The organism is Desulfovibrio sp. (genome assembly GCF_035644575.1).
In the GTDB taxonomy this organism is placed as follows: domain Bacteria; phylum Desulfobacterota; class Desulfovibrionia; order Desulfovibrionales; family Desulfovibrionaceae; genus Desulfovibrio.
Genome location: NZ_DASQOG010000151.1, coordinates 1 through 23033, shown reverse-complemented (window position 1 = coordinate 23033; position 23033 = coordinate 1). Strand labels below are relative to the sequence as shown.

Below are 23033 nucleotides of genomic sequence, written 5' to 3'. Positions count from 1 at the left end.
TTCTGAAAGGCGGTTTCCAGTTGCATGGGCATTCCTTTTTTGCGGCCCGCAGGGGATCGGCGGGCAAAACTCTGGCGGCATTCTCCGGGGCAAAGGCTCGGCCATTACTGGCGGTTCCGGCAAGGAGAAAGGCTTTTTACCCGCCGCGCATGTGCTGCATCCAGCAGGAATAAAAAGCCTTTCTGCCGAGACGTAATAATCGTGTATGTGCGGGGCTAGGCCAGCGGGGCCAAAGTATTGAGGCCCGTTTCTACCGGCAGCCCGCACATGAGGTTGGCGTTGGCCATGGCCTGACCGGATGCGCCCCTGCACAGGTTGTCGATGGCGGAAACGATGATGAGCCGCTCTGTCCGGGGGTCTACCACGAGACCAAGGTCGCAGAACATGCTGCCGCGCACAAAACGGGTTTCCGGCAGCGCCCCCTTGGGCAGGATGCGAATCCACGGGCTGTGTTCCCACGTGCGGGTAAAGACTTCGCGCACTTCGTCCAGGCTGATGCCGGGATTTTTGAGCTTGGTGTAGATGGTGGACAGGATGCCCCTGTTGGTGGGCAGAATGTGCGTGTTGAACGAAACCCGCAAGTCGTGGCCCGCCAGCAGGCTGAGTTCCTGCTCGATTTCCGGCGTATGCCGGTGCGTGGGCAGGCCGTAGGCGCGGAAATTGTCGGAAATTTCGCAGAACAGCGTAGGCACGGCTGCCTTGCGGCCAGCGCCCGTGGCTCCGGATTTGGCGTCCACCACAATGTCGTCGGTGTGCACGAGGTCGTTTTTGATGGCGGCGTACAGGCCCAGAATCACCGAGGTGGGGTAACAGCCGGGGTTGGCGATGAGCTTTGCACCCGCGATTTCAGCTGCGTACAGTTCGGGCAGGCCGTACACGGCCTTGTGCAGCAGATCAGTGCATATGTGCTCGCGCTTGTACCATGCGGCATAGGTTTCTGGGTCGCGCAGGCGAAAATCCGCCGAGAGGTCAACAACCTTCACCCCGGCGCGCAGCAGCATTTCAGCCATGTCCATGGCTGTACCTGCGGGCACGGCAAGAAAGACCACATCGCACTGACGGGCGGCTTCCTGCGGGTCAAAAACGCTGATGACCACATCCGCGCCGGGCATGTGGTTCAGAAAAGGATAGAAATCCCCCAGCCGCTTGCCGGATTCCGCCCGCGAACAGGCCATGGTAAGCTGCATGGAAGGATGGCTCACGAGAAGCCGCGTCAGCTCCATGCCCGCGTAGCCGGTAATGCCCACCAGACCCACATTGATTGTCTTCATGCCGCCGATCCTTTGAAAACTATGGTCGATAGTAGTGACGGGGCCGCGCCGCGCAGACGGCAGATTGCCGCTGGCCATGCCGCACCGCAGTTCCTCAAGATTTTTTTGACTGACAGGCGCAGTCCGGGCCGCATTTCATCACGAACTTCATGCGCAGCTCGTAGAGGATGCTTTCCAGCAGTTTTCGCTCCTGTTCTTCCAGCCCGTTTTCGGTCTTGGCGCGCAGCATTTCCAGCACGTCAATGCTGTGCTTGGCCAGCGGCAGGCTTGTTTCCGTGCCGCCGGTTTCGGGATTGGGCACTTCGCCCAGATGCACCAGAGCCGATGACGCCAGGGAAATAATAAAGGTCGAAAACGTCACTTCCGGCATGGGGCCATCGGCCTTGCAGCCGCAATTATTGTCACTCATGGCGACCTCGTGGCACGTAAACAGTTACGGTAACAGCAGTTTGCGCCAAATGCTTGCGTCCAACATACAAGCTTTCACCGCCAGCGCAAGGGCTTGCGCCCTAGCTGTGGATCAGCGGCAACGGCTCGCCGGGTTTGCCCGACAGGGCCATGCGGTAGGCGGCCAGCGCTTCTTCAAGATAGTCACGCGAGCCGCAGTGTCCACCCGCTTCAATGATGCCCCGGTTAAGAGCATGCAGCCCGGCCACCAGATCGGCCCAATCCACCCAGCCCATATGGCCTATGCGCACCATGCGGCCCTTCATGTGATCCTGACCGCCAGCCATGCACACGCCGTAGTTGTCCATGGCGATGCGCAGCACCTCGGTGCCGTCAACGCCCGCAGGCAGCATGACGCTGGTGATGCCCCAGGCAAAGTGGGTTTTGGCGTAAAGCTCAAGGCCCATGGCGGCAACGCCCGCGCGGGCCAGCATGGTCAGCGCCCACTGCTTGGCGTAAATGGCTTCAAGCCCGTTTTCCAGCAGCATTTCAAGGCTTTCGTCCAGGCCGACCACAAGGTTCACCGCAGAGGTGAACAGAGTCTGCCCCTGGGCGATCTTGGCCCGTTCCTTGGGCAGGTTGAAATAGAAGCAGCCGGGCGTGACGCTCTCGGCCCTTTTCCATGCGCGAGGCGAAAGGGCCAGCAGCGCAAGGCCGGGGGGCAGCATGAGGCCTTTTTGCGAGCCGGTGACAAGGCAGTCGATACCCCACTGGTCCATGGGGCAGGGCGCGAGGCTCACGGCAGAGATGCCGTCCACCAGCAGCAGGGTGTCGGTATCGCGCGTGATGCGCGCCACTTCTTCCACTGGGTGCAGAACGCCGGTGGATGTTTCGGAGTGCTGGATAAGCACCGCCGCGATGCCAGGATCGGCCTTGAGGGCCGTTGCCACGGCCTGCGGGTCAACGGCTTCGCCCCACGGCACTTCAATGGTGGTGACTTCAAGCCCGCGCGAAAGAGCGATCTCGCGCCAGCGCTGACCAAACTTGCCGCCCTCGACCACCAGCACCCGCTGACCGGGGGTAAACAGGCTGTACACCGCTGCCGTCATGGCGCCCGTGCCGGAACAGGAAAGGGGCAGAACCACATCTGCGGTGCCGAACAGCACGCGCAGGCGCTCCTGAACCCGGCCCATCACGGCCTTGAATTCGCTTTTGCGGTGGTGGATCATGTCTTTGGCAAGCACAAGACGCACGCGCTCCGGCAGAGGCGTGGGGCCAGGGGTGAGCAGGCGGACTTTGTTCAGCATGTCAAATCCTTCTAGTTAAGCGCCCACTTGGGCGATAAAGCACTTCAGATAGGCCGTTTCGGGCATGGCGGCGTGGATGGGATGATCCGGCCCCTGGCCCCCGGCAAAGAGAATACGGGCATGCAGTTTGCGCTTGGCGGCGGCCTGCGTCAAGCAAGCGCGCAAAGACTGCGTTTCAAGATGGTGCGAACAGGACGAGGTGGCAAGTATGCCCCCCGGCGCCAGCAGTTGCACAGCCAGGTCATTGGCCTGCTTGTAGGCCGCCAGCCCGAGGGCCGCGTCCTTGCGGCGCTTGATGAAGGCCGGGGGATCAAGGCTGATGGCCTGAAAACGTCGGCCTTCGTCGCGCATCTGGCGCAGCAGGTCAAAGGCGTCGCCGCACAGGGTCTGGGCTTCGCAGCCGGGAGCGTTGGCTCTGGCGTTTTCTTCCGCAAAGGCGAGTGCCTGGGCCGAGGCGTCCACAAAGGTGACGGAGCGCGCGCCCGCAGCCGCAGCGGTAACGCCGAACCCGCCAATATAGCTGAAAATATCCAGCACATCGGCATCCTTGGCATAGCGCGCCAGCTCCGCCCTGTTGGGGCGCTGGTCGTAAAACCAGCCGGTTTTCTGGCCTGTGGCGCAGGGCGCGAAAAAGCGGCAGCCGTTCTCCGGCACTTCCAGCCTTTCGGGCAACGAGCCTTCGCTCTCTTGCTCGCGGGAGAGGTTTTCAAGCCCGCGCGCGGCAAGGTCGTTGGCCCAGAGAATGGACGTGGGATGCAAAAGAGTGTGCAGAGCGGCAGTGAGCGCTTCGCGCCGCATTTCCATGCCCGCAGTGGTGACCTGCACGGTCAGGTGGTCGCCGTAACGGTCAATGACCAGACCGGGCAGAAAATCGCCCTCGCCGTGGCAAAGCCGATACCAGGGGCCGGGATAGAGGCGCTGGCGCAGGGCCAGTGCCGATTCCAGCCTTTGGGTCAGCAGGGCTTCGTCCAGTTCCACATCGGGCTTGCGGCTGTGCAGGCGGGCGCAGATAAGCGAAGCCGAGTTGACGCACACGCTGCCAAGAGGCGCGCCGCGCCAGTCGCAAAGTGTCGCGGATTCACCGGGGGCAAAGTCGGTGAGCGGGCTTTGTTTTACGTCCACCTCATTGGCGAAAATCCAGAGGTGCCCGGCGCGCAGACGCCGATCTTCATTTTTTTTGAGACAGAGTTTGCGCATATGTTACTTTCCCGCTGCTTCGGCGGGGGCGGATGTTGTGGCTGTTTGCGCCGCAAGGGCGTTGATCTGTTCTTCCAGGGTCTTCTGGCCGGGAACGGCGGTGCAGGTAAACAGCGCGCCGGGGTCGTTCAGGGCGGCCAGTATTTGCAGAATGCCTATGCGCTGGCCTTTGGCGCTGGCGGCTTCGAGCTGGCCGGGGCGCTGCACAAAGGTCAGCAGGGCCTGACGGATGGCGTTGTTCTGCGGGGTGGGGGCGAGATCCAGCCCCTTGTCCAGGGTCTGGTGCAGGGCCGTGGCCGCTGCGCGCCCGTCGTGGGAAAGATTGAGGCCTACCCAGGCCAGCGCGCCGTGATCCTTCACGGCGAGGTGCAGATCGCTGAAGCTTTGCATCAGCAGGGCCTGCTCGCTGGTGCTGATGATTCCGGCATCGTACAGGGTGAACGAACAGTTCACGTCAGCGAGGCCTTCGGCCTTGATGGACATTGTTTTTTTGTGCGAGGCCGTGCTCAGGCCAAGGCTTTCAAAGGTCATGTTGGCCTTGAGCGCGGGCATGGCAAGGCCGGATGCCTCTTCAAGCAGGGTTTTGGAAGCCGCAAGATCGCGGATAAAGCTGGTTGTGTGGCGCGGCGAGTTGGAAAGCCAGTCAAAACCCACGCTGCCGACAGTCACGCTGCCGTTTTCCACGGCAAAGGTCATGCCCGAGGCGCGCACCTGCCGCACAAGGGGCGGGTCGGCAGCCAGAATTTCCTCCACAACCGGGCCAAGGGCCTTAACGGCTGCGTCCATGTCGTCTTCGCTCATGGCGGCTGCGTCCATAAGGCGGTGCAGCAGGCCCAGCTCCGGCAGGGTGAGGCCATTGGCTTCAAAGCTCGCCATGCGCATGCTCTCGTGCCCCTCGAGGCGGCTCTGCATGTCTTCGATGCGCATATGCTCAACGGAAGCGCCGTCCCATCCCTTGACCAGCGATTCTTTAATGGTCAGCTGGGCCAGACCTTCCTTGCCGGGAAGGTTGACACTCAGAAAAAAGCTGTGCGCCTTGTCTGCGCCCATGAGGTATGTGGCGGCCAGCGCGTCAATAGGTGCTCCGTCAAGAAAGCGGGCCACAAGTTCGCTCTGGCTGCGCAGTTCGTCAATTTCTTCGCGCTGCACCGAGCCTCGGGCCTCGGGCGTGCGCAAGGCCAGATTGCGCAGCACGATGTTCTCGGCCACGGGCATCATGCCCACATCCTTCAGCGCCATGGGCCGCAAGGGGGTATATGCCAGCAGCATGCGCATGGGAATACGCAGCGAAACCTCCGCCACTTCATACGCAAGCGGCCCTTGGGGCGTTTCGCCGCGCAGGCGCAGGCCGTACAGGGTCAGGGTGCGCGACAGGGGCGAAAATTCCACCCTGTCCACCGCGGCCTGCGTGGAGATGCCGTCGCCGGAGATGCCGATGCTCTGGATGCCCCTCTGCACCTGCCCCTCCACCAGAGGACTCAGGCCGAAAAACAGACCCAGAAAACCCGCCGCGATCAGAATAACCACGGCGGCTGGCAAGTATGCTTTTTTCATTCAGGTTTCTCCAGCTTCAAAACTTCAGCGGCAAATCGCAGATGCAGGCATGCGCCGCGCACCGCACGTATTCAGCCGATTTTGCTAAATTGTGTTCAGGCAAGGGCCGTGGCCCACATGCACTTTAATCCACCCGGTGGTGGCAGCCAATACTTACCTTGTTGCGCAACGCGGCCTGCGTGATGATGTACGAGGTCTGCGAGCCGTGGAAAAGATCCACCAGCCGCCGCGATATGCGCGTGCGCTTGTAAAAGTCGTGGATATGCCGCACAAGGTCGCGCATGTCTTCAAAGGCGCGGCGCAGGCGCGCCTCTGTGCGGGCAATGCCCACATAGTTCCACATGGTGTTGCGGATGTTTGTCCAGTCCTGGGCCACAAGGGCCGGGTCGTCCCTGCGTTCGTCGCCTTCGTGCTTCCAGTCGGGGATGGCGGCGGCCAGAGCCTTGGGCAGGCCGCTTTCGGCCGCCACTCGGTGGGCCAGATCCTTGCCGCTGCTCACGCCCCATACCAATGCCTCAAGCAGGGAGGTGCTGGCAAGGCGGTTGGCCCCGTGCAGGCCGGTGCAGGCGCATTCGCCGATGGCGTAGAGCCCGTGCAGCGAGGTGCGGCCATGCACGTCGGTGAGCACGCCGCCGCAGAAGTAGTGGGCGGCTGGCACCACCGGGATGGGTTCCTTGAGAATGTCGATGCCGGCCTCGCGGCACTTTTCGTATACGGTGGGAAAGCGCGTGGGCACGTCCTGTTCCACGCCGCTCACGTCCAGATACAGGCAGGGCGCGCCGGTGTGCAGCATTTCGTCCATCATGGCCTGGGCCACCACATCACGCGGGGCCAGATCGCCCCTGGGGTCGTGGTCGAGCATGAAGGCGCGGCCCTTGCTGTCAAGCAGGCGCGCGCCCTCGCCGCGCATGGCCTCGGTAATGAGCGAGCGGCGGTTGCTGCGTTCTTCGTAGAGCGCTGTTGGGTGAAACTGCATGAATTCGAGGTTGGCAAGGTCAACGCCAGCGCGAAAGGCCATGGACATGCCCGTGCCCACGCAGCCGGGCGCGTTGGTGGAGTGCAGAAATACCTGCCCCACGCCGCCGGTGGCAAGCACGGTCCAGTCCGCGAGGATGGTTTCCGTTTCGCCGGTTTCTTCATTGAGCACATACGCGCCGAGGCAGCGGTTGCGCACCTCGTAGCGGTACTGCGAGGCCTTGGCGTGGTGGTGGCTGGTCAGAAGGTCGATGGCGGCGCGGCGGTGCAGCCGCGTGATGCGCGGATGCGCCAGCACCTGGGCGGTGAGGCCTTCCATGATGGCCCGGCCCGAAAAGTCGGCGCAGTGCAGAATGCGCTGGGTGGAGTGCCCGCCCTCGCGCGTGAGGTTGAACGTGCCGTCCTCGTTGCGGTCAAAGGGCACCTGGGCGCGCTTGATGAGAACCTCGTCCACGCACTGCGGGCCTTGCGCGCACAGAAAACTGACGGCCTTGTTGTAATTATAATTGTGCCCTGCAACCAGAATGTCCTTTTCCAGCGCTGGCGCGTCCGAGGGATGTTCTGGCGTGGGATTTGCCTGATAGATGATGCCGCCCTGGGCAAGCTCGGAGTTGCCGTCAGCCAGCCTGTCTCCGGCGTTGAGCAGGAGAACGTCGCAGCCGGAATCGGCAAGGGTAAGTGCAGCGGTGCATCCGGCAACGCCCGAGCCGATGATCAGCACGGGCACATGACGGCGAGTAGAGTTCACGGCGCAAACCTCAGTTACCGCAAGCTTCAAGCATGCGGGTTAGGGAGAGACGGGCGGGGGGGCAGAGGTTCTCCTCAATGTGCAGAGGCGAGGCTGCTCCGGCGGCTACGCTTTGCAGCGTGGCCAGAAGCTTCTTTTCCGTAACCTTGGCCATGTTGCCGCAAATGGCATGCCCTAGCGGCAGGATGCGGCACTGGCCCGCATGGCGCTCGGCCAGACGGTACACAAGGTTGTTTTCCGTGCCGACAATAAGGGTCGTGCCCGGTTCTTCGGCGGCTACACGGGCCGCTTCCTTGATGAGATATGATGTGGAACCAGCGCCATCGCAGGCTTCGATGACTTCCTGCCTGCATTCGGGGTGGGCGATGACGCGGCAGCCGGGGTATTCGGCGCGGATGGCTTCCACATCATCGGGTTCAAAACGTGCGTGGATGGCGCAACAGCCGGGCCAGAGCAGCAGCTTGCGGTCAAGGGGCTGGGTTTCTGGCTGCACCAGCCCCGCAGCGCCCACACGCAGCACATGGCGTTCGTCCTGGCTGATGCCCAAAGTTTCGGCGGTATTGTTGCCCAGATGCCTGTCGGGCAGAAAGAGCACGCCGTCGCCCTGACCCAGCGCCCAGCGCAGCATGATCTTGGCATTGGCAGATGTGCAGACCGCGCCGCCAAATTCGCCCACCACGGCCTTGAGGGCCAGATCTGTGTTGACGTAAGCCAGCGGAATGATCTTGCGGCCTGTGACTGCAAGCTGCTCCAGCACCTTGCGGGCCAGGGGGGCCGGGGTCATGCGCGACATAAGGCAGTCTGCGTCCAGGCTGGGCAGATGCACGCTCTGGCCGGGCTTTGCCAGCAGGGCGGCGGATTCGCCCATAAAATAGACGCCGCAAAAAACAATGTGGGCCGCGTCAATGCCGGGAACGCGGCGGGCCAGCTCCAGCGAATCGCCGGTGATGTCGCAGTGGCGCACCACGTTGTCGTTCTGGTAGTGGTGCCCCATTATACACAGATTCGCGCCAAGCTGTTTTTTCAGGGATGCGATTGCAGCGCTTGTGTCTTGCATTTCAGGTTCCTCAGCAGGCAGTATGAAAAAAGAAGTGGCAAATGCGGAATTTTGTTCCGGTGATGTCACTGTGTTGTCGCAATGTCGCCGTATGGTTGCCGCCGTGGGTCAGCGAGTTGTTTCCACGGCTGGCGGTTTGCGGTGTGCGAAAGTATGGCAGCAGAACGCAGGCATGGCTGTTGCTGCGGCTACACTGCCAGCAGGGTCATGCTGAAATCTGCCGACACTGCGGAATGGGTCAGACGCCCCACTGAAATAAAATCGGGCCTGCGCGGCTCGGTGAGCGCAAGGGCGCGGATGGTATCCAGCCGCACGCCGCCGCTCACTTCCGTTTCGATGGAGCGGGGCACAAGGGCGAGAGCCTCGGAAAGGCGCTGGCCGTCCATGTTGTCCATCATGATGCGGTCAGCCTTGGCGGCGACGGCTTCACGCACATGGTCAAGGGTGCGGCACTCCACCTCGATGGGCGGGCAGGGCGCGTAATGCGCGCGCAGCTTGGCAACCGCCGCAGTGATGGAACCAGCGGCATCAATGTGGTTGTCTTTGAGCATGAGCATTTCGGTCAGGTTTTTGCGGTGGTTGTGCCCGCCGCCCGCCTGAACGGCGTATTTTTCGACCCAGCGCAGACCGGGAGTGGTTTTGCGGGTATCGAGCAGACGCACGCCAGTACCTTCCAGTTCGCGCACGTAGCGGGCGGTGAGGTTGGCAATGCCCGAAAGATGGGTGATGAAGTTCAGAATGACGCGCTCGGCCTTGAGCATGGCCGTGGCTGGGGCCGTGATGTGCGCAACCTCTGTCATGGAGGGCACGAAGGCGGCTTCCCTGACCAGCGCGCGCCACGCAAAAGGCGCGCCGAGGCTTTTGAAAACAGCGCCGATAACAGGCAGGCCCACAACCAAGGTGTCTTCCTTGGCGCGGATAACGGCGTTCATGGAGGATTCTGGAGCAAAGAGCCCCAGAGCGGTCATTTCAGGGCCGTCTTCCTCAAGAGCGAGATCGATGGATTTTTGGAGTAGCCGCTGACCTTCGGGAGAGAAAAATGCGGCCCAGGGCGTGAACATTGCGCTTGTCCCCATTTCTTGCACGTGCTAAGTGGAAACTCGCCCGTCAGGGCGCGCTCCGCACACGCTGCAAGACTGTAAATATGGCCCGATTGCGGCGGTTGCCCAATACGGGTGTGGTGTAATAGATAGAATGCCCCGTGTTTCGCGTCAAGCTGCCGGGACTTCATGAGTTTTTTCACAAGCATGGCGTGCTGGTGACAATCCCGCGTTTTTTGCTTAACAGTCTGCAGTGTTTTGCGGCTGGCTGCCGGGGATGGCAAAAATTTGCCCCGGATTGCCGTGCCGCCCACCGTGTGCGGGTTTTGGGGCTGCCATCGGCTGTTGGCCGTGGCGGGGCTTTGCCGCTCCTTGTTGCAAGGTTGCGCCTTTGGCGCGACCGTTCCACTTCGGCTTCAGACTGGATTAAAGGCGCGCCATGGCAGATCAGCACAACGACAAATTCCGTACCGATCCTGCGGAACAGCCCGGCAGCGCGCACGCTCCTGTAGTACCTCCCCATCCTTCATCTGAAAAAGACACCCTGCCCACGGGCGCGGCCTCTCTGCTGACTGCGGAGCGGCCCGATGCCCATGATGAAGATTTTGCTGCGGAATACGCCGATGCCGAATTTGTGCATCCGGCGGACATGGCCGACCATCTTGAGAATCTGAGTCTCGAAAAGCAGGTCAGCACCCTGAGCCGCATGTCCAAGGAGGACGCCGCAGAGGCGTTGGCCGAACTGGACGAGAACATGGCCGTGGACGTGCTGGAAAATCTGGACGATGACGTAGCCGCCCAGATTATCGCCGAAATGTCGCCCGACGACGCCGCCGACGTGCTGGACGAACTGGACGAGGATCACCGCGACGCCCTGCTGGAAAAGCTTGACCGCGAAGATTCGGAAGAATTGCGCAATCTGCTCAATTTTGATCCGGATTCTGCGGGCGGTGTCATGAACACTGAGCTTATTCTGCTGGAAAAGAATTTTACGGCAGACGAAGCTATCGCCCATATCCGCAGTGAAATGGAAGACAAGGAAAGCCCCTACTACGCCTATGTGGTGGACGAACATCAGGTGCTTGTGGGTGTGCTTTCGCTGCGCGACCTCATGCTGGCGCGGCCCGGCACCATCGTGGGCGACGCGGTTTCGGGCCAGAGCGTTGTCAGCGTCACCTACGATACGGACGAGCGCGAAGTGGCAAGCCTGCTCTCGCACTACAATTTTATGGCCATGCCCGTTGTGGACAACGAGGGGCATATCCTCGGCGTAGTTACCTATGACGATATCATGGACATCATGCACGAAGAAGCCAGCGCCGACATGCTGGGCATGGTGGGCGCCGACCCCGAAGAAAGCGTGGATACCCCCTGGCTTGAGAGTGTGCGCAAGCGCCTGCCCTGGCTGTTTGTGAACATGATAAATTCCGCCCTGTCGGCCTCTGTGGTCTACATGTTCGAGGGCTCCATCGCCCAGATGGCTGTGCTGGCCGTGCTCATGCCCATGGTGGCGAACCAGGCGGGCAATACAGGGCAGCAGGCTCTGGCGGTGATGATCCGCCAGTTGGCCACAGACCGCTTTGACCAGAAAAAAGCCTGGATGGCCGTTGTGCGCGAGGGCAAGATCGGGATTGTCACCGGCATGGCCATGGCTGTGGTGGCCTTTTTCGCTGCATGGTGGTTCACGGGCCTGCCCATGGTGGGCGGCGTCATGGGCGGGGCTCTCTTGTGCGACATGCTTTTGGGCGCTGTGGCTGGCGGCTCCATCCCGCTTATTTTTCGGGCGCTGGGGCGCGACCCCGCGCAGGCTTCAAGCATTTTTCTTACTACCATCACCGACGGCGCAGGCTTTTTTATCTTTTTGGGCCTGGCCTCTCTGTTCATTTTATAAAAAATTTGTCACCCTTGGTCTGTTTGAGGGATCATGCCCCTGCAACGGCGTGGCTGTTACAGGGCAACCTTGCGTTGCCCCGTGTGCTGCATCATGGCCGCTGCGGCTTTCTTGCCGCGCAGTCTGGGCGTGTAGGCCTTCCGGCTTTGTCCCCCATCGCCGGAATAGACGCCAACAGCCGCCACTGGGGAAGCGGGCCGAAACATCAGCTGCGAGAGCCGCAAAGCCGTGCCAATGGGTGATATTCCGGGCGAGGTCTGCCGCATTTTGCTGGTGGACGATCACAAGCTGCTTATGGAAGGCGTGCGCAGTCTGCTAGCGCCTTACGGGCATCTGCGCGTTGTGGGCATGGCCCAGAACGGGGGCGAGGCTGTGGCGCTGGCGGCATCCCTGCAACCGCATTTGCTGGTGCTTGACCTTGGCATGCCCGGCATGAACGGTCTTGAAACAGGGCGCGCCGTGCTTGAGGTACGGCCCCAGACGCGCATTTTGGTCTATACCGGGCATGAAGATCAGCGCTGGCTGCCGGAGCTTATTGATCTGGGCATCATGGGGCATGTGCGCAAGTCTGAATCGCCCGGCGTGCTGCTGCGCGCCATTGAAAGTGTGCGCGCGGGCGAGATTTATCTGAGTTTTTCTGATCCGGGCGGGCGTGTGGCGGCCATGCTGCGTCAGCGGCGCGAGGCTGCCGATACGGCGAATGCCGATGCCGGGGCTGATCTGGGGGCGCTTTCACCCCGCGAGAAAGAGATTTTTCGTTTGCTGGCTGACGGCATGAGCGTCAAGGGCATAGCTGCGGAGCTGTATATCAGCCCCAAGACGGTGGAGACCCACAAGTACAATCTGCTTACCAAGTTGCAGGCCGGGTCTGTGGGGGATCTGGTCAAGATTGCCATCCGGCACGGTCTTGTGAAGGTGTAGGGAAAAGGCAGGAGAGGCAGAAAAAATTTTTGGTGGCGGGGTGAGCCTGTCGAGCGTATTTACGCAAACCCGTCTTTTTTGGCCTGACGGCGTTAAAATCCTGTTTTTGATGCTCACGTACTTGAGTACGCTGCGCTCAAAAGCAGGATTTTTCCTTGTCAGGCCAGAAAAATGCGTATTTTGCAAATTCACTCAACACCAGCCATCGCCTTCGCTACGCTCCGGCGAGTTTAAGGAAGGTGACTTCACGACCTGCTTTTGATAGCGGACTGCGAAAGGCAAAAAATTGCCTGAAATTGCAGTGCGTGAATTTTTTGTGGGTGTGGATTGGAGAACGCTAAGAAATACAAAGAGAGCTAGTTCTTTGTTCGGGGGCAAGAGCCTGTCAGGCTGATTTACGCAAACCCGACTTTTACGCCCTGAATGCGTCAGCGCCGGGGTTTTGATGCTCACGTACGTGAGTACGCTGCGCTCAAAATCCCGGCGCTTCCTTTTCAGGCCGCAAAACGCGTATTTTGCAAATTCGCCCAACACCAGCCATCGCCTTCGCTACGCTCCGGCGAGTATAAGGAAGGCGACCCCACGACCAGCTTCTGATGGTAAATAGATTTTTCTGACTCGCAAACTTCCGGTCTGGTTATGGCTGAACGGAAATTGGCATTATCATCGGTAAGTTGATGATTTTATGTGTTTTTTTATTGTCCCTGCTTGATGCTGACTGACGGTATGTCCGCAGGGTGTTGAAAAGGGAACGAAACATATCCTGTAATTAGCCAAAGTCCTGAAGGTAGTTGGCTGAAGCGGATATTGATCGAAGCGAAAGCGGATTCTGGCATTAACGCGGCACGGAGGGAGATCACCTGAGCGAGCGGAGCGAGGGAAGGAAGCTCCCGTAGCTATGGCCGCGTTGCCCTCGCCACACGATGAAATTTGGAAAACCCGTCTTAGGGGGTGCTTCGGGGGGGATGCAAGGGGGGCCGAGAAGGGGGCGTAGCCCCATAACCGGCCCCACCTTGCCGCGCGCCGCGCAGGCGTCCCAAACTCCGCCGGACGGCGGAATTACATGCCCGAAGGGCAGCAAGCAGCCTAAGCCCCACGCCGGGGAGGCGACACCGCGCGCCGCGCAGGCGTCGCAAACTCCGCCAGAGGGCGGAATTCCGTGCCCGAAGGGCCGCAAAAATCAAAGTTTTATTCCACGCCTGAGGGGCAGCAAAAGTCAAAGGATGATCCTCGCCGCCGACAGGCAAAATCCCACGCCCCCCCCTCTGGGGAAATCCCTTAGTCATTTTTTCACAATTCAGGATTCTCCTGATAGCACCCAACCCCTTTCCAACCTACCTTGGGCTGACCGTAAATAAACTTGCGTCGGCAAAAGGCCGCAAGGGGGAAACAATGGCTTTTGATTTCCAAAGAACCTTGAAGAGCGGGGCTGAGAATTCTGTGATGAAGTTCATTCTGCTGCCCGTGGCACTGTGTCTGTGGCTTGCCTGCCCGATGTCGGCGCAGGCCGGTGAGGCCCTTCCGGCTGCCCAGGCCGCCGTAACGGCGCAGGCTGAAAATGCGGCTCCAACCCAGGCCCAGTCTTTTGTGGCTGTGGCTGCCGCCGATACTTCGGTGCAGGCCGCGCCCGCTGAAGCCGCTCCTGCTGCTTCGCAAGCGTCAGAAGTGGTCATAGACAATCATCCCTGGTGGTACTGGCCGCTGGCCCTGCTGTTCTTCTGTTTTATCCTCGGCGTGATCGCCGTCATGGCCGGTGTGGGCGGCGGCGTTTTATTTGTGCCGCTGGTGAGCGGGTTTTTCCCCTTCCACCTCGACTTTGTGCGAGGCGCTGGTCTGCTGGTGGCCCTTGCGGGCGCGCTGGCCGCTGGCCCCGGTCTGTTGCGGCGTAACTTCGCCAACCTGCGTCTGGCTCTGCCTGTGGCGCTGATTGCCTCTGCCTGCGCCATCGTGGGCGCCATGCTCGGCCTGGCGCTGCCTACCAACGTCATTCAGACCTGCCTTGGCGCGACCATTCTTGGCATTGCCGTACTGCTGCTGCTTTCCAAAAATTCCGTGCGCCCTGTAGTAACCAAGCAGGATGCCATAGGCCTTGCACTCGGCATGGACGGTGTTTTTCTTGAACCCAGCACCGGCGAAGTGGTCGAGTGGAAAACCCACCGCACCCTGGCTGGTCTGCTGCTGTTCATCGCCATCGGCATCATGGCTGGCATGTTCGGCCTTGGCGCTGGCTGGGCCAACGTGCCTGTGCTCAACCTGCTCATGGGCGCGCCCCTCAAGGTCGCTGTGGGCACCTCAAAATTCCTGCTTTCCATTACCGACACTTCTGCCGCCTGGGTGTATCTGAACCAGGGCTGCGTTATCCCGCTTATGGCCGTTCCTTCCATCGTTGGCCTCATGCTGGGTTCTGTGGTGGGTGTGCGGCTGCTTGCCAAGGCCAAGCCCAAGTTCATCCGCTACATGGTTATTGGCGTGCTCTTCTTCTCCGGGGCCAAGGCCCTCATGAAGGGCCTTGGCTGGTAATCCGCACCGGATACGCTTGAACTGAAGGGAGAAAACAATGACCACTGATCTGAAGAAAGACATAAAGGCCTCCCCCGCGCAACTGCGCTATGCAGACACCCTGTTCTACGGCGCGCTGCTGGGTTTTGTGGCAATGCTTGTCACTTACACGCTCTACATTTTTGGTGTCCTGACGCCGCAGATTCCTCTGGACCAAATGCCGCACCTGTGGACGCAGAACGCAGCCGCCTACCGCGCTGCGGGCAATATTCCTCAAGGTTGGGGATGGCTTGCCCTTGTGGGTAAGGGCGATATATGCAATTTCATTGGTATCGCTTTTCTTGCGGCGCTCACCATCATCTGCTTTGTGCAGCTTGCGATCAGTCTTGTGCGCCAGAAGCAGTGGATTATGACGATTATTGCCGTGCTTGAAGTGTTGGTGCTCAGCCTTGCGGCTTCGGGCGTTCTTGTGGCTGGCGGCCATTAGTCGGGGTTTTGCCTTACGGGGCCGGGGAACGTGCCGCCGTGGAGCTGAACCGCACCAGCGGGCTTGACGGCGGCGCAGACCTTGGAGGGCTCATGTTTGCCACGATAAAAAACTACTTCGCGCATCTGCTGGAAGTTCCGGAGGCTGTGTCTCCGGCACGGTACCGCTCGCTGCGGCGGCTGATGACAGTGCTCATGGTGGCCGTTTCGGTTACTCCGCTGCTGCTGCTTTCGGCCATCAGCCATGTGCAGTATATGCGTACCCTTGAGCGCGAACTGGAAAGCCCGGTGTACGCCCTGGCCCGCAAGTCGCAGGCGGCACTGGAACTGTACCTTGGCGAGCGTGTTTCCACAGTGAGTTTTCTGGCCCACGCGTACACTTTCAAGGATTTGCTGGACGAACGAACTCTCAACCGCGTGTTTCTGGCCCTCAAGAGTGAATATCAGGGTTTTGTGGATATGGGCCTGGTGGACGCGGACGGCCAGCAGGTTGGCTATGTGGGGCCGTACAAGCTCAAGGGTGTGGACTATGCGGGCAAGCCCTGGCTGCGCGATACCGAGATAAAGGGGCGCTACCTCAGCAATGCGATTCTGGGGTATCGCGGGTATCCGCACCTTGTTGTGGCAGTGCACAGGCTTGAAGAAAACGGCGTTTCGTGGACGTTGCGCGTGGCCACAGACACCCTGCGCATCCAGCAGGTTGTGTCCACCGTTGGGCCGGAGCACGACACTGACGTGTTTCTTGTAGACACGGAAGGCGTGCTGCAAACGGATTCCAATCTGTTTGGCAAAGCGCTGGAAAAACTGCCCATGGATCTGCCCCCGGCCTCGCATGAAACAGTGGTGCGCCGTATTACAGACCCCAAGGGCAGGCAGCTCATGGTGGCCTCGTGCACGCTGGCGGGCACGGATTTCATGCTGCTGGCCGTTAAGCCCACAGAAGACGCCATCCGCCCCTGGCTGGCCCTGCGCACGGAATTGCTGTTGGTCTTGTGCGGCGGCATTGCCCTGATCTTTATGGTTTCGAATTTGCTCATGCAGCAGCTTATCAACCGGTTGCAGGCCAGCGATGAACGCCGGGTCGCTGTTTTTGCCCAGATGGAGCACAACCAGAAGCTTTCGTCCATCGGGCGGCTGGCTGCGGGCGTGGCCCACGAGGTCAATAATCCGCTGGCCGTCATTTACGAAAAGGCGGGGCTTGCCCAGGATCTTTTGAGCATGGGCAAGGTGTGCGGTGATGGCAAGGACAAGGAAAGGCTCTGCGCATTGCTGGAAGGCATTGAAAGCACAGTGGAACGCGCGCGCGGCATTACCCACAGGTTGCTGGGCTTTGCCCGCCGCATGGAAGCCAACCGTCAGGCCCTGCACATAGAAGAAGTTATTTCAGAAACCCTTGGTTTTCTTGAGCGCGAAGCCAAAAACCGGGGCGTCAAACTTGAAGCGGAACTGCCGCCCAACCTGCCGGAAATTGTGTCTGACAGAGGCCAGTTGCAGCAGGTGTTCCTCAACATAGTGGGCAACGCGCTGGACGCGCTGGCCGGTGGCGAGGGGAGCACGCAGACTCCGCAGGGCGAAGATCGTTTTGTTAAAATACGCTGTCAAAGCCAGGGCGGGCAGATGCTGGTGACTGTGCAGGACAACGGCAAGGGCATGTCGCCTGAAGTGCTCCGGCATATTTTTGAGCCGTTTTACTCCACCAAGAAAGACAAGGGAACCGGGCTCGGCATGTTCATCACCTACGGCATCGTGCGCAAGCTTGGCGGCGAAATTCACGTGCAAAGCGAAGAAGGGCGGGGCAGCACCATCAGCATCACTCTGCCGCTTACTCCGCCAGATGTCGCGGTGGAGGTGTAGAATGTCATTACGCATCCTTCTGGCTGACGATGAAAAGGAATTTGTCGATACCCTGGCAGAGCGTCTTTCGCTTCGCGGATTTGCGCCCTATGTGGTTTATGACGGCATCAGCGCCATCCAGGCCGCCACGCCGGAAAAACCCGATGTTGTAGTGCTTGATCTCTTTATGCCCGGTTTGTCGGGCGATGAAGTGCTGCGCCGCCTCAAGGTTCTGTACCCTGATTTGCCGGTTATCCTGCTGACAGGGCACGAGGCCGTGGACGACAACGGTACAAACCCCGTGGCGCAAGCCTTTGCCTGCCTCACCAAGCCATTGAGCTTCAATGTTTTTTTGGAAACACTGCAAGCTGCAGTGCGTGAAGGCAAGGAATGCTCAGCCAACGGAGGCAAGTCATGAATGAAAGTCAGTGCATGGCCCGCTTGCTGGCTTCCGCCGTTCACGACATGCGCAACGTGCTGGCAGTGATACGTGAATCTGCCGGGCTGGCGCAGGATCTGGCAACGTTCGCTGGCGGCAAGACTGTTGCCGCGCCGGGGGCAGAGCGGCTTTCATCGGCATTGAGTGAAGTGCAGCGTTCCATCATTCAGGGGGCGGCACTTTCCGAAGCCATGGACTTCATGGCTCAGGCTGGAGGCATGGAGCCAGGCAGTGCTGGTCCCTGCGATCTTGCGCGGGTAAGCCGCAGTTTCTGCCTGCTGGCGGCGCGTCAGGCGCGCGCGGCGCAGATACACCTGACCAGCGGCGAAACTGAAGAACCCGTGTGGGCCAATGTGCCGCCTTTGGCTGTGCTGCGGTCGCTGCTTGAAGTGTTTGACCTCTGCGCCTCGGTGGGCGGGCAGGTGAACCTGCGCCTCACCGCCGGACGGCGGCAGAAGGAAGAAGGCATTATTGTTGAGGCACTGGAAGGGGCCAACCGCGAGATGGCCCTGGCGGCCATGACGGGCAGCCCCATGCTGGACGGCATGCGCCCAGGCTGGCGCGCCGTGCTTATGCCCTGGCGGGATGCCGGGCCAAGATTTTTCCTTTCCATTTCGGCCTGCGATAGCGAAGGCGAATAACCGGCGCCGGCATGTTGCCGGGCCTTCAAGGAGTATTCCATGACCAAGGAAGACATCAAAATCCTGCTGGTGGACGACGAAAAGCAGTTTGTGGACACGCTGTCGGAGCGCCTTGCCATGCGCGGCTTTGAAGCGCGGGTGGCCTATGACGGCCCCGAGGCGCTCAAGGCTGTGGAGCAGCCCACCGACGTTATCGTGCTTGACCTGCGCATGCCCGGCATGGACGGCTTTGAAGTGCTGCGCAACGTCAAAAAGAGCAATCCGCATGTTCAGGTCATCATTCTTACGGGCCACGGCGGCGACGCTGAAGAACAGACCGCCTATCGCATGGGCGCGTACAACTTCCTCAGAAAGCCCATGGACATTGACGAATTGCTCAACAGCATTCGCATGGCCTACCGCGACAAGCTTGAGAACGCCATGGTGGCTGTTTCTCTGGCCGAAGGCGGCGACTTTGACTCCGCCCGCGATGTTATGAACGAAAAGGACGTGCTGGAAGAGCACGGTAAATAGGCGCTGGTGCAGCTTTGGTCGGGAGGGCCGGATGGAGCGCATCCGGCCTGCGGCAAGGGTGTTTCTGCACGAAATGCTCTTGCAGGGGTTTGTCCCCAATCCCTGCCATAAAACAGGCGTTGGCTGGACTTGTCTGCCGCAAGGCTGCTGGTTCAGGCGTTAATTGGCCTGGGGCGTTTTTTTGAAACTGCCCTGGCGGCAGCGGTTCGCCATAGGAGTTCGCCATGCGTGTGCTTGTTGTGGATGACGAACCTGCCTTTTCGGAGCCTTTGGCCGAGCGTCTGGCATTGCGCGGCTACGAAACCGCAACCGCGCAGGATGCCGATGCGGCCCTGGCCGAACTGGCGCGCGGCCCCCGCGACCTCATATTTCTTGATGTGGGGCTGCCGGGTATGGACGGCGTGGACCTGCTGAAGATTCTGCGCGAGCACTACCCGCAGACCGATGTGGTGATGCTTTCCGGCGCAGGAGACATGGGCAAGGCCGTGCAGGCCATGCGGCGCGGCGCGCTGAACTGGCTTTCAAAGCCCGTGGGCATGGACGGCATCCTTGCGGAGTGCCGCAAAGCGGCGGAACGCGCAGGCGCACGGCAGGAAGCCGCACGTCTGGCTGAGGCCGCCCGCTGGCGCAGCCTTGGCCGGGTGGCGGAAGGCGTGGCCCATGAGGTCAACAATCCGCTGAATATCATGGTGCAGGCCGCTGGCCTGATCCGCGACTGTCTGGAAGAGCCGGAAGCCGAAGCCCTGCCCGATATCGGCGAAGTGCGCGAAGCTGTGGACACCATCAGGACGCAGAGCCTGCGGGTGCGCGAGATAACGCGCAAGCTGCTCATGGTGGGGCACGGGCTTGACCCACGTGTGGGCGCGCTTGATGTGGCTGCGGATGTGGCCCAGGTGCTGCGCCTGCTGCACGAGCGCATGGAAAGCGCCCATGTGCGCTGCGATGTCCTTGTGCCGCAAGGCGAGGGTGCGCCCCGCCCCTTGGGTTCCGCCCCGGAATTGCAGCAGATATGCCTACACCTGCTGGAAAATGCGCTGGATGCTCTCAGTGATACTGAATCCGCATCAGGAGCGGCAGAGCGCCCCGGTGGTCTGATCACGCTGACCGCCAGCACCAGGCGCGATGCGCAGGGGCAGGACTGGTATGACCTTGTGGTGCGCGACAACGGCCCCGGCATCGCAGCCGACATCATGCCGCACATATTTGAACCTTTTTTCAGCACGCGCGCCCTGCAAAGCCCGGTTGCCGCGCATGCATCCGGCGGCAAGACGCTTGGCCGCTACGTGGGCTTGGGGCTTGCGGTGGCCCGTTCCCTGGCGCACGCCCGGGGCGGCGAGCTGACAGCAGCCAACCCGGCTGATGGCGGGGCGGAATTCTGCCTCAGCCTGCCCCTGGCGGAATCTTTGGGAGAACGCCCAACGCCGCCCAATGCCGAAGCATAGGACTCTGAAATTTTTTCCATATTGCGCGCAAGGTTCGATCTCTGACGTTTGCGCCACCCATCACCTCCATGCGCCCCAAGCGTTTACGGTGGAAGCCCCTTGCCAAGGGTTCGGCAAGGGGCAATTCTTTTGTTGCAGGCCAACACAAAGCCCCTGCCGGAGGAAAAACCTGCGGCAGGGGCTTTGTGTTGATGTTGTTGTGCGCATTGTCCTTGCCCGTCAGGAAAGTGGGGCAGGACCTTGCGTGACCAAGAAAAATTAATCCGGCAGCAGCACGTCGGTCTGAAAACCGGCGGCAACGCATTTGGCAATAAGATCGCCTGAACCGTCGTAAATTTTTACGTCATAATTCAGGATATGCTTGCCGTTGCGCACCACAAAGGCCTCCGCCGTGAGGGGCGAAACCTTGCCGGGGCGCAGGTATTCAATGGTGGTATTCAGGCTCACCACGCCGTAATCCTTGCCCGCATTGGCGGCAGAGCCAAAGGCCACATCGGCCAGGGCAAAGATGGCCCCGCCGTGGGCCATGCCCATGCCGTTTTTGTGGTTTTCTGTGATCGGCATGGTTACCTTGGCGTATTCCGGCGTGGCGCTTTCAATGGTCATACCCAGATAGCGCACCAGCTTGTCGTGCTTTTCCACGTAGTTTTTCATTTCCATCTCCACACGTATCCCTTGCTCTGGCGCTTGCGTGAGTTGACTTTACCTCAAGGCGCAGGCTTTGTTGCCGCTCCGCCGCGCCAGAGTTGGCGTTTAAAAAACCTTGAGAATACACATTCTCAAGGCTGTTTTGCTCTTGTGAAAGAACACGGGCTGAAGGCCTTGGCTTTCAGCCCGTGTTACATCAAACAAATGCAGATATGGTTTATTCTACCTGCTGGATACCGTCCAGCTTCCAGTTGCCGCCTGTCACGGGGCGCATAAAGTGCCACACTTCGCGCGCGGAGGACGGCGTCTGCTGGTCTGGGCTTTCACGCAGGAGCACGTCAAAGAACACCTGAGCATACTGTTCCTGGCCTTCATCGGTCACACCGAGAAGCTGGGCATTGACCAGCAGAATTTCTGTGGTGCTCGGCTTGGGATCGGCTTCCATCTGCTCGCGCACCGATTTCTGCACGGCCTCTGTGGTGAACTGCGAAATATCGTTCATGTCGCGCTTGTCCCAGGCCGTCTGCAATCGGGTGTAAGCCATCTTGGCCCCGCGCAGAAATTCATCGGCATCAAAACCGGGAGGCATGGGAATCTGCGGGCCGGGGGCTTCAGCCTCGCCAGCGCCGCCCTGACCGCGCAGGGCATCCCATCCATTGCTCGCGCTGTCGTTGCGCATCATGCCCGCTTCGGGCTGCGCGGCCTGTGCGCCTTGCGCGCCTGCGGAAGCTTGCGCGGGCCTTTGCGAACCGCGAAAGGCGGCAAAAAGCTTGAGGCCAAGAAAAATCATCAGGCCGATGAGCAGAATATCCATAAAGCCGCCGCCAGCAAAACCATGACCACCCAAGAGCGAGCCTATGAGCGTACCGGCAAGCAGGCCGCCCATGAGGCCGCCCATGCCGCCGAACATACCGCCGGGGCGCGCTGCTGGGGCCGCCTGAGCCTGAGGCTGTGCGGCGCTGGGTTTGTTCTGAAAAGTAGTCTGTGGACGGGGCGCAGGTGTGCTCATAAAGGGCTTGCTGCCAAAAGAACCCCCGCCGCCAAGGCGAGCGGCAAGTGCGTCATCAGTCAGGGTGAACATGAGCGAACAGCAAAGCAGAACAAGAATCGTCAAAAAAGCTTTTATTTGCATGAACATCTCCCATAAGGGCGGTGTTGGTCATCTCCTTGAGTGGCGATATGACCGGATAGTACTTTCTGTACAAGCCTTATCTACTATAATCATTATACAGATTAAGGCAAGTCTGGGGAAAACGCGGCAAGGGGGGCAGTTTTTTGCTCCCTGCGGCGTGGGCGGAAAAGTATTGTGGCGGGTTTGAAGTCAGCAAATCCGGCGACTTGGGGCGTTACTTTTGCAGCGAGGTCAGACCGTCAAGAATTGTCCATGGATTGGGCGGGCAGCCGGGAATATACAGATCCACGGGCAACAGTTCGCTCACGCCACGGTTGCACTGGTCGCTCTCGCGGAACAGCCCGCCGGAAATCGCGCAGGCCCCCACGGCAATAACAATGCGCGGCTGCGGCGTCGCCTTGAAGGTATCAAGCAGGGCCAGCCGCATGTTTTCCGAAACAGGGCCGGTTACGGCAATGCCGTCGGCATGGCGGGGCGAGGCCACAAAATCAATGCCAAAGCGTCCAAGGTCAAATACCAGAGTGGTGAGCACGTTGCTGTCGGCCTCACAGGCGTTGCAGCCTGCGGCGCTGACCTGCCGCAGCTTGAGCGAGCGGCGGAACAGGGAAAACCGGGGCGGCTTCGGCTGCTCTGCAAATGCTTGATCGGGAACAACCAGCAGGCCCTCGCGGGTAAAGGACGCCATGCGGTGCTGCCCGGTAAAGGTAAAGGCTCCCTTGGGGCAGGCGGACCGGCATGCGCCGCAAAAGGTGCAGCGCCCCATGTCCAGCGTGGGAGTGCCGTCTTCCGCATCAGTGGTGGGCAGCAATGCGCCAGCGGGGCAGGCCGCGTAGCAGGCGCGGCACGAGCCGCAGGAAACCTGCGCAAGCTCGGGTCGGCCCAGATATCGGGGCGAGAGCGAGGGCTGGAGTTTGGGGTAATCCAGCGTGCGGTATTTCTGGTGCAGGCGTTCCTTGATAATACGCAGCATGTCAAAGCCTCACAGATCGTGTCCGCAGTACGAGAGGTTGAAACTCTTGTTGCAGAGCGGGAAGTCGGAAATCTGGTTGCCG

The 23033-nt window shown here is 60.4% G+C and carries 22 protein-coding genes; 10 read left to right on the top strand and 12 right to left on the bottom strand.

The window, feature by feature from the left end; translation table 11 throughout:
- Positions 1-196 (top strand): hypothetical protein (locus tag VEZ52_RS08760; RefSeq protein ID WP_324836490.1); only part of this gene is annotated, 196 nt, incomplete at its 5' end.
- A 19-nt stretch (positions 197-215) separates the two neighbouring features.
- Here the strand turns inward: VEZ52_RS08760 and argC are convergent.
- The 8 genes from argC to nadC all read right to left on the bottom strand — a co-directional run bounded on the left by argC (position 216) and on the right by nadC (position 9557).
- Positions 216-1271, bottom strand: coding sequence for an N-acetyl-gamma-glutamyl-phosphate reductase (gene argC / locus VEZ52_RS08755; RefSeq protein ID WP_324836489.1), 1056 nt, complete (start codon positions 1269-1271; stop codon positions 216-218).
- 94 nt (positions 1272-1365) lie between these two features.
- Positions 1366-1680, bottom strand: a complete 315-nt coding sequence (locus VEZ52_RS08750) for a DUF1844 domain-containing protein (RefSeq protein WP_324836488.1) — start codon at positions 1678-1680, stop codon at positions 1366-1368.
- Between the two features lie 100 nt (positions 1681-1780).
- Positions 1781-2965 carry an alanine--glyoxylate aminotransferase family protein gene (locus VEZ52_RS08745; protein ID WP_324836486.1) on the bottom strand — a complete coding sequence of 395 codons (1185 nt, stop codon included), beginning with the start codon at positions 2963-2965 and terminating at the stop codon, positions 1781-1783.
- A 15-nt stretch (positions 2966-2980) separates the two neighbouring features.
- Positions 2981-4162 (bottom strand): class I SAM-dependent rRNA methyltransferase, encoded by a 1182-nt coding sequence (locus VEZ52_RS08740; protein WP_324836485.1) that lies wholly within the window; start codon positions 4160-4162, stop codon positions 2981-2983.
- 3 nt (positions 4163-4165) lie between these two features.
- Entirely contained in the window at positions 4166-5716 is a 1551-nt protein-coding gene (locus tag VEZ52_RS08735; protein ID WP_324836484.1) for a hypothetical protein, read from the bottom strand.
- Between the two features lie 124 nt (positions 5717-5840).
- Positions 5841-7439 carry an L-aspartate oxidase gene (nadB, locus tag VEZ52_RS08730; protein WP_324836483.1) on the bottom strand — a complete coding sequence of 533 codons (1599 nt, stop codon included), beginning with the start codon at positions 7437-7439 and terminating at the stop codon, positions 5841-5843.
- Positions 7440-7449: 10 nt separating this feature from the next.
- Positions 7450-8496 (bottom strand): quinolinate synthase NadA, encoded by a 1047-nt coding sequence (gene nadA / locus VEZ52_RS08725; protein WP_324836482.1) that lies wholly within the window; start codon positions 8494-8496, stop codon positions 7450-7452.
- Between the two features lie 188 nt (positions 8497-8684).
- On the bottom strand, positions 8685-9557 hold the full coding sequence (gene nadC / locus VEZ52_RS08720; RefSeq protein WP_324836481.1) for a carboxylating nicotinate-nucleotide diphosphorylase: 873 nt from the start codon (positions 9555-9557) through the stop codon (positions 8685-8687).
- Between the two features lie 418 nt (positions 9558-9975).
- Between nadC and mgtE the strand changes: the two genes are divergently transcribed.
- A complete protein-coding gene (gene mgtE, locus VEZ52_RS08715; protein ID WP_324836480.1) occupies positions 9976-11427 on the top strand; it encodes a magnesium transporter in 1452 nt (483 codons plus the stop codon).
- A gap of 56 nt (positions 11428-11483) precedes the next feature.
- On the opposite strand, the gene VEZ52_RS08710 is transcribed toward mgtE, so the two are convergent.
- Positions 11484-11633, bottom strand: coding sequence for a hypothetical protein (locus tag VEZ52_RS08710; RefSeq protein WP_324836479.1), 150 nt, complete (start codon positions 11631-11633; stop codon positions 11484-11486).
- A 28-nt stretch (positions 11634-11661) separates the two neighbouring features.
- Between VEZ52_RS08710 and VEZ52_RS08705 the strand changes: the two genes are divergently transcribed.
- The 8 genes from VEZ52_RS08705 to VEZ52_RS08670 all read left to right on the top strand — a co-directional run bounded on the left by VEZ52_RS08705 (position 11662) and on the right by VEZ52_RS08670 (position 20201).
- Positions 11662-12348 (top strand): response regulator transcription factor, encoded by a 687-nt coding sequence (locus tag VEZ52_RS08705; RefSeq protein WP_324836478.1) that lies wholly within the window; start codon positions 11662-11664, stop codon positions 12346-12348.
- Between the two features lie 1392 nt (positions 12349-13740).
- Positions 13741-14868: a sulfite exporter TauE/SafE family protein gene (locus VEZ52_RS08700; RefSeq protein ID WP_324836477.1), complete on the top strand. Its 1128-nt coding sequence runs from the start codon at positions 13741-13743 to the stop codon at positions 14866-14868.
- A 37-nt stretch (positions 14869-14905) separates the two neighbouring features.
- Positions 14906-15334, top strand: a complete 429-nt coding sequence (locus tag VEZ52_RS08695; RefSeq protein WP_324836476.1) for a DUF1634 domain-containing protein — start codon at positions 14906-14908, stop codon at positions 15332-15334.
- A 92-nt stretch (positions 15335-15426) separates the two neighbouring features.
- Positions 15427-17187 carry a sensor histidine kinase gene (locus tag VEZ52_RS08690; RefSeq protein ID WP_414649509.1) on the top strand — a complete coding sequence of 587 codons (1761 nt, stop codon included), beginning with the start codon at positions 15427-15429 and terminating at the stop codon, positions 17185-17187.
- Position 17188: 1 nt separating this feature from the next.
- Positions 17189-17584 (top strand): response regulator, encoded by a 396-nt coding sequence (locus VEZ52_RS08685; RefSeq protein WP_324836473.1) that lies wholly within the window; start codon positions 17189-17191, stop codon positions 17582-17584.
- Positions 17581-18246 carry a sensor histidine kinase gene (locus VEZ52_RS08680; protein ID WP_324836472.1) on the top strand — a complete coding sequence of 222 codons (666 nt, stop codon included), beginning with the start codon at positions 17581-17583 and terminating at the stop codon, positions 18244-18246. The genes VEZ52_RS08685 and VEZ52_RS08680 overlap by 4 nt, the downstream gene beginning before the upstream one ends.
- Positions 18247-18285: 39 nt before the next feature.
- Complete coding sequence (locus tag VEZ52_RS08675; RefSeq protein WP_324836471.1) at positions 18286-18759, top strand: response regulator; 474 nt, start codon at positions 18286-18288, stop codon at positions 18757-18759.
- Positions 18760-18983: 224 nt separating this feature from the next.
- Positions 18984-20201: a hybrid sensor histidine kinase/response regulator gene (locus VEZ52_RS08670; protein ID WP_324836470.1), complete on the top strand. Its 1218-nt coding sequence runs from the start codon at positions 18984-18986 to the stop codon at positions 20199-20201.
- Between the two features lie 258 nt (positions 20202-20459).
- On the opposite strand, the gene VEZ52_RS08665 is transcribed toward VEZ52_RS08670, so the two are convergent.
- The 3 genes from VEZ52_RS08665 to VEZ52_RS08655 form a co-directional block, all read right to left on the bottom strand.
- Positions 20460-20855, bottom strand: coding sequence for a PaaI family thioesterase (locus VEZ52_RS08665; RefSeq protein WP_324836469.1), 396 nt, complete (start codon positions 20853-20855; stop codon positions 20460-20462).
- 211 nt (positions 20856-21066) lie between these two features.
- Positions 21067-21981, bottom strand: coding sequence for a Tim44 domain-containing protein (locus VEZ52_RS08660; RefSeq protein ID WP_324836468.1), 915 nt, complete (start codon positions 21979-21981; stop codon positions 21067-21069).
- Between the two features lie 214 nt (positions 21982-22195).
- A complete protein-coding gene (locus VEZ52_RS08655) occupies positions 22196-22951 on the bottom strand; it encodes a 4Fe-4S dicluster domain-containing protein (protein ID WP_324836467.1) in 756 nt (251 codons plus the stop codon).
- Positions 22952-23033 lie beyond the last annotated feature (82 nt).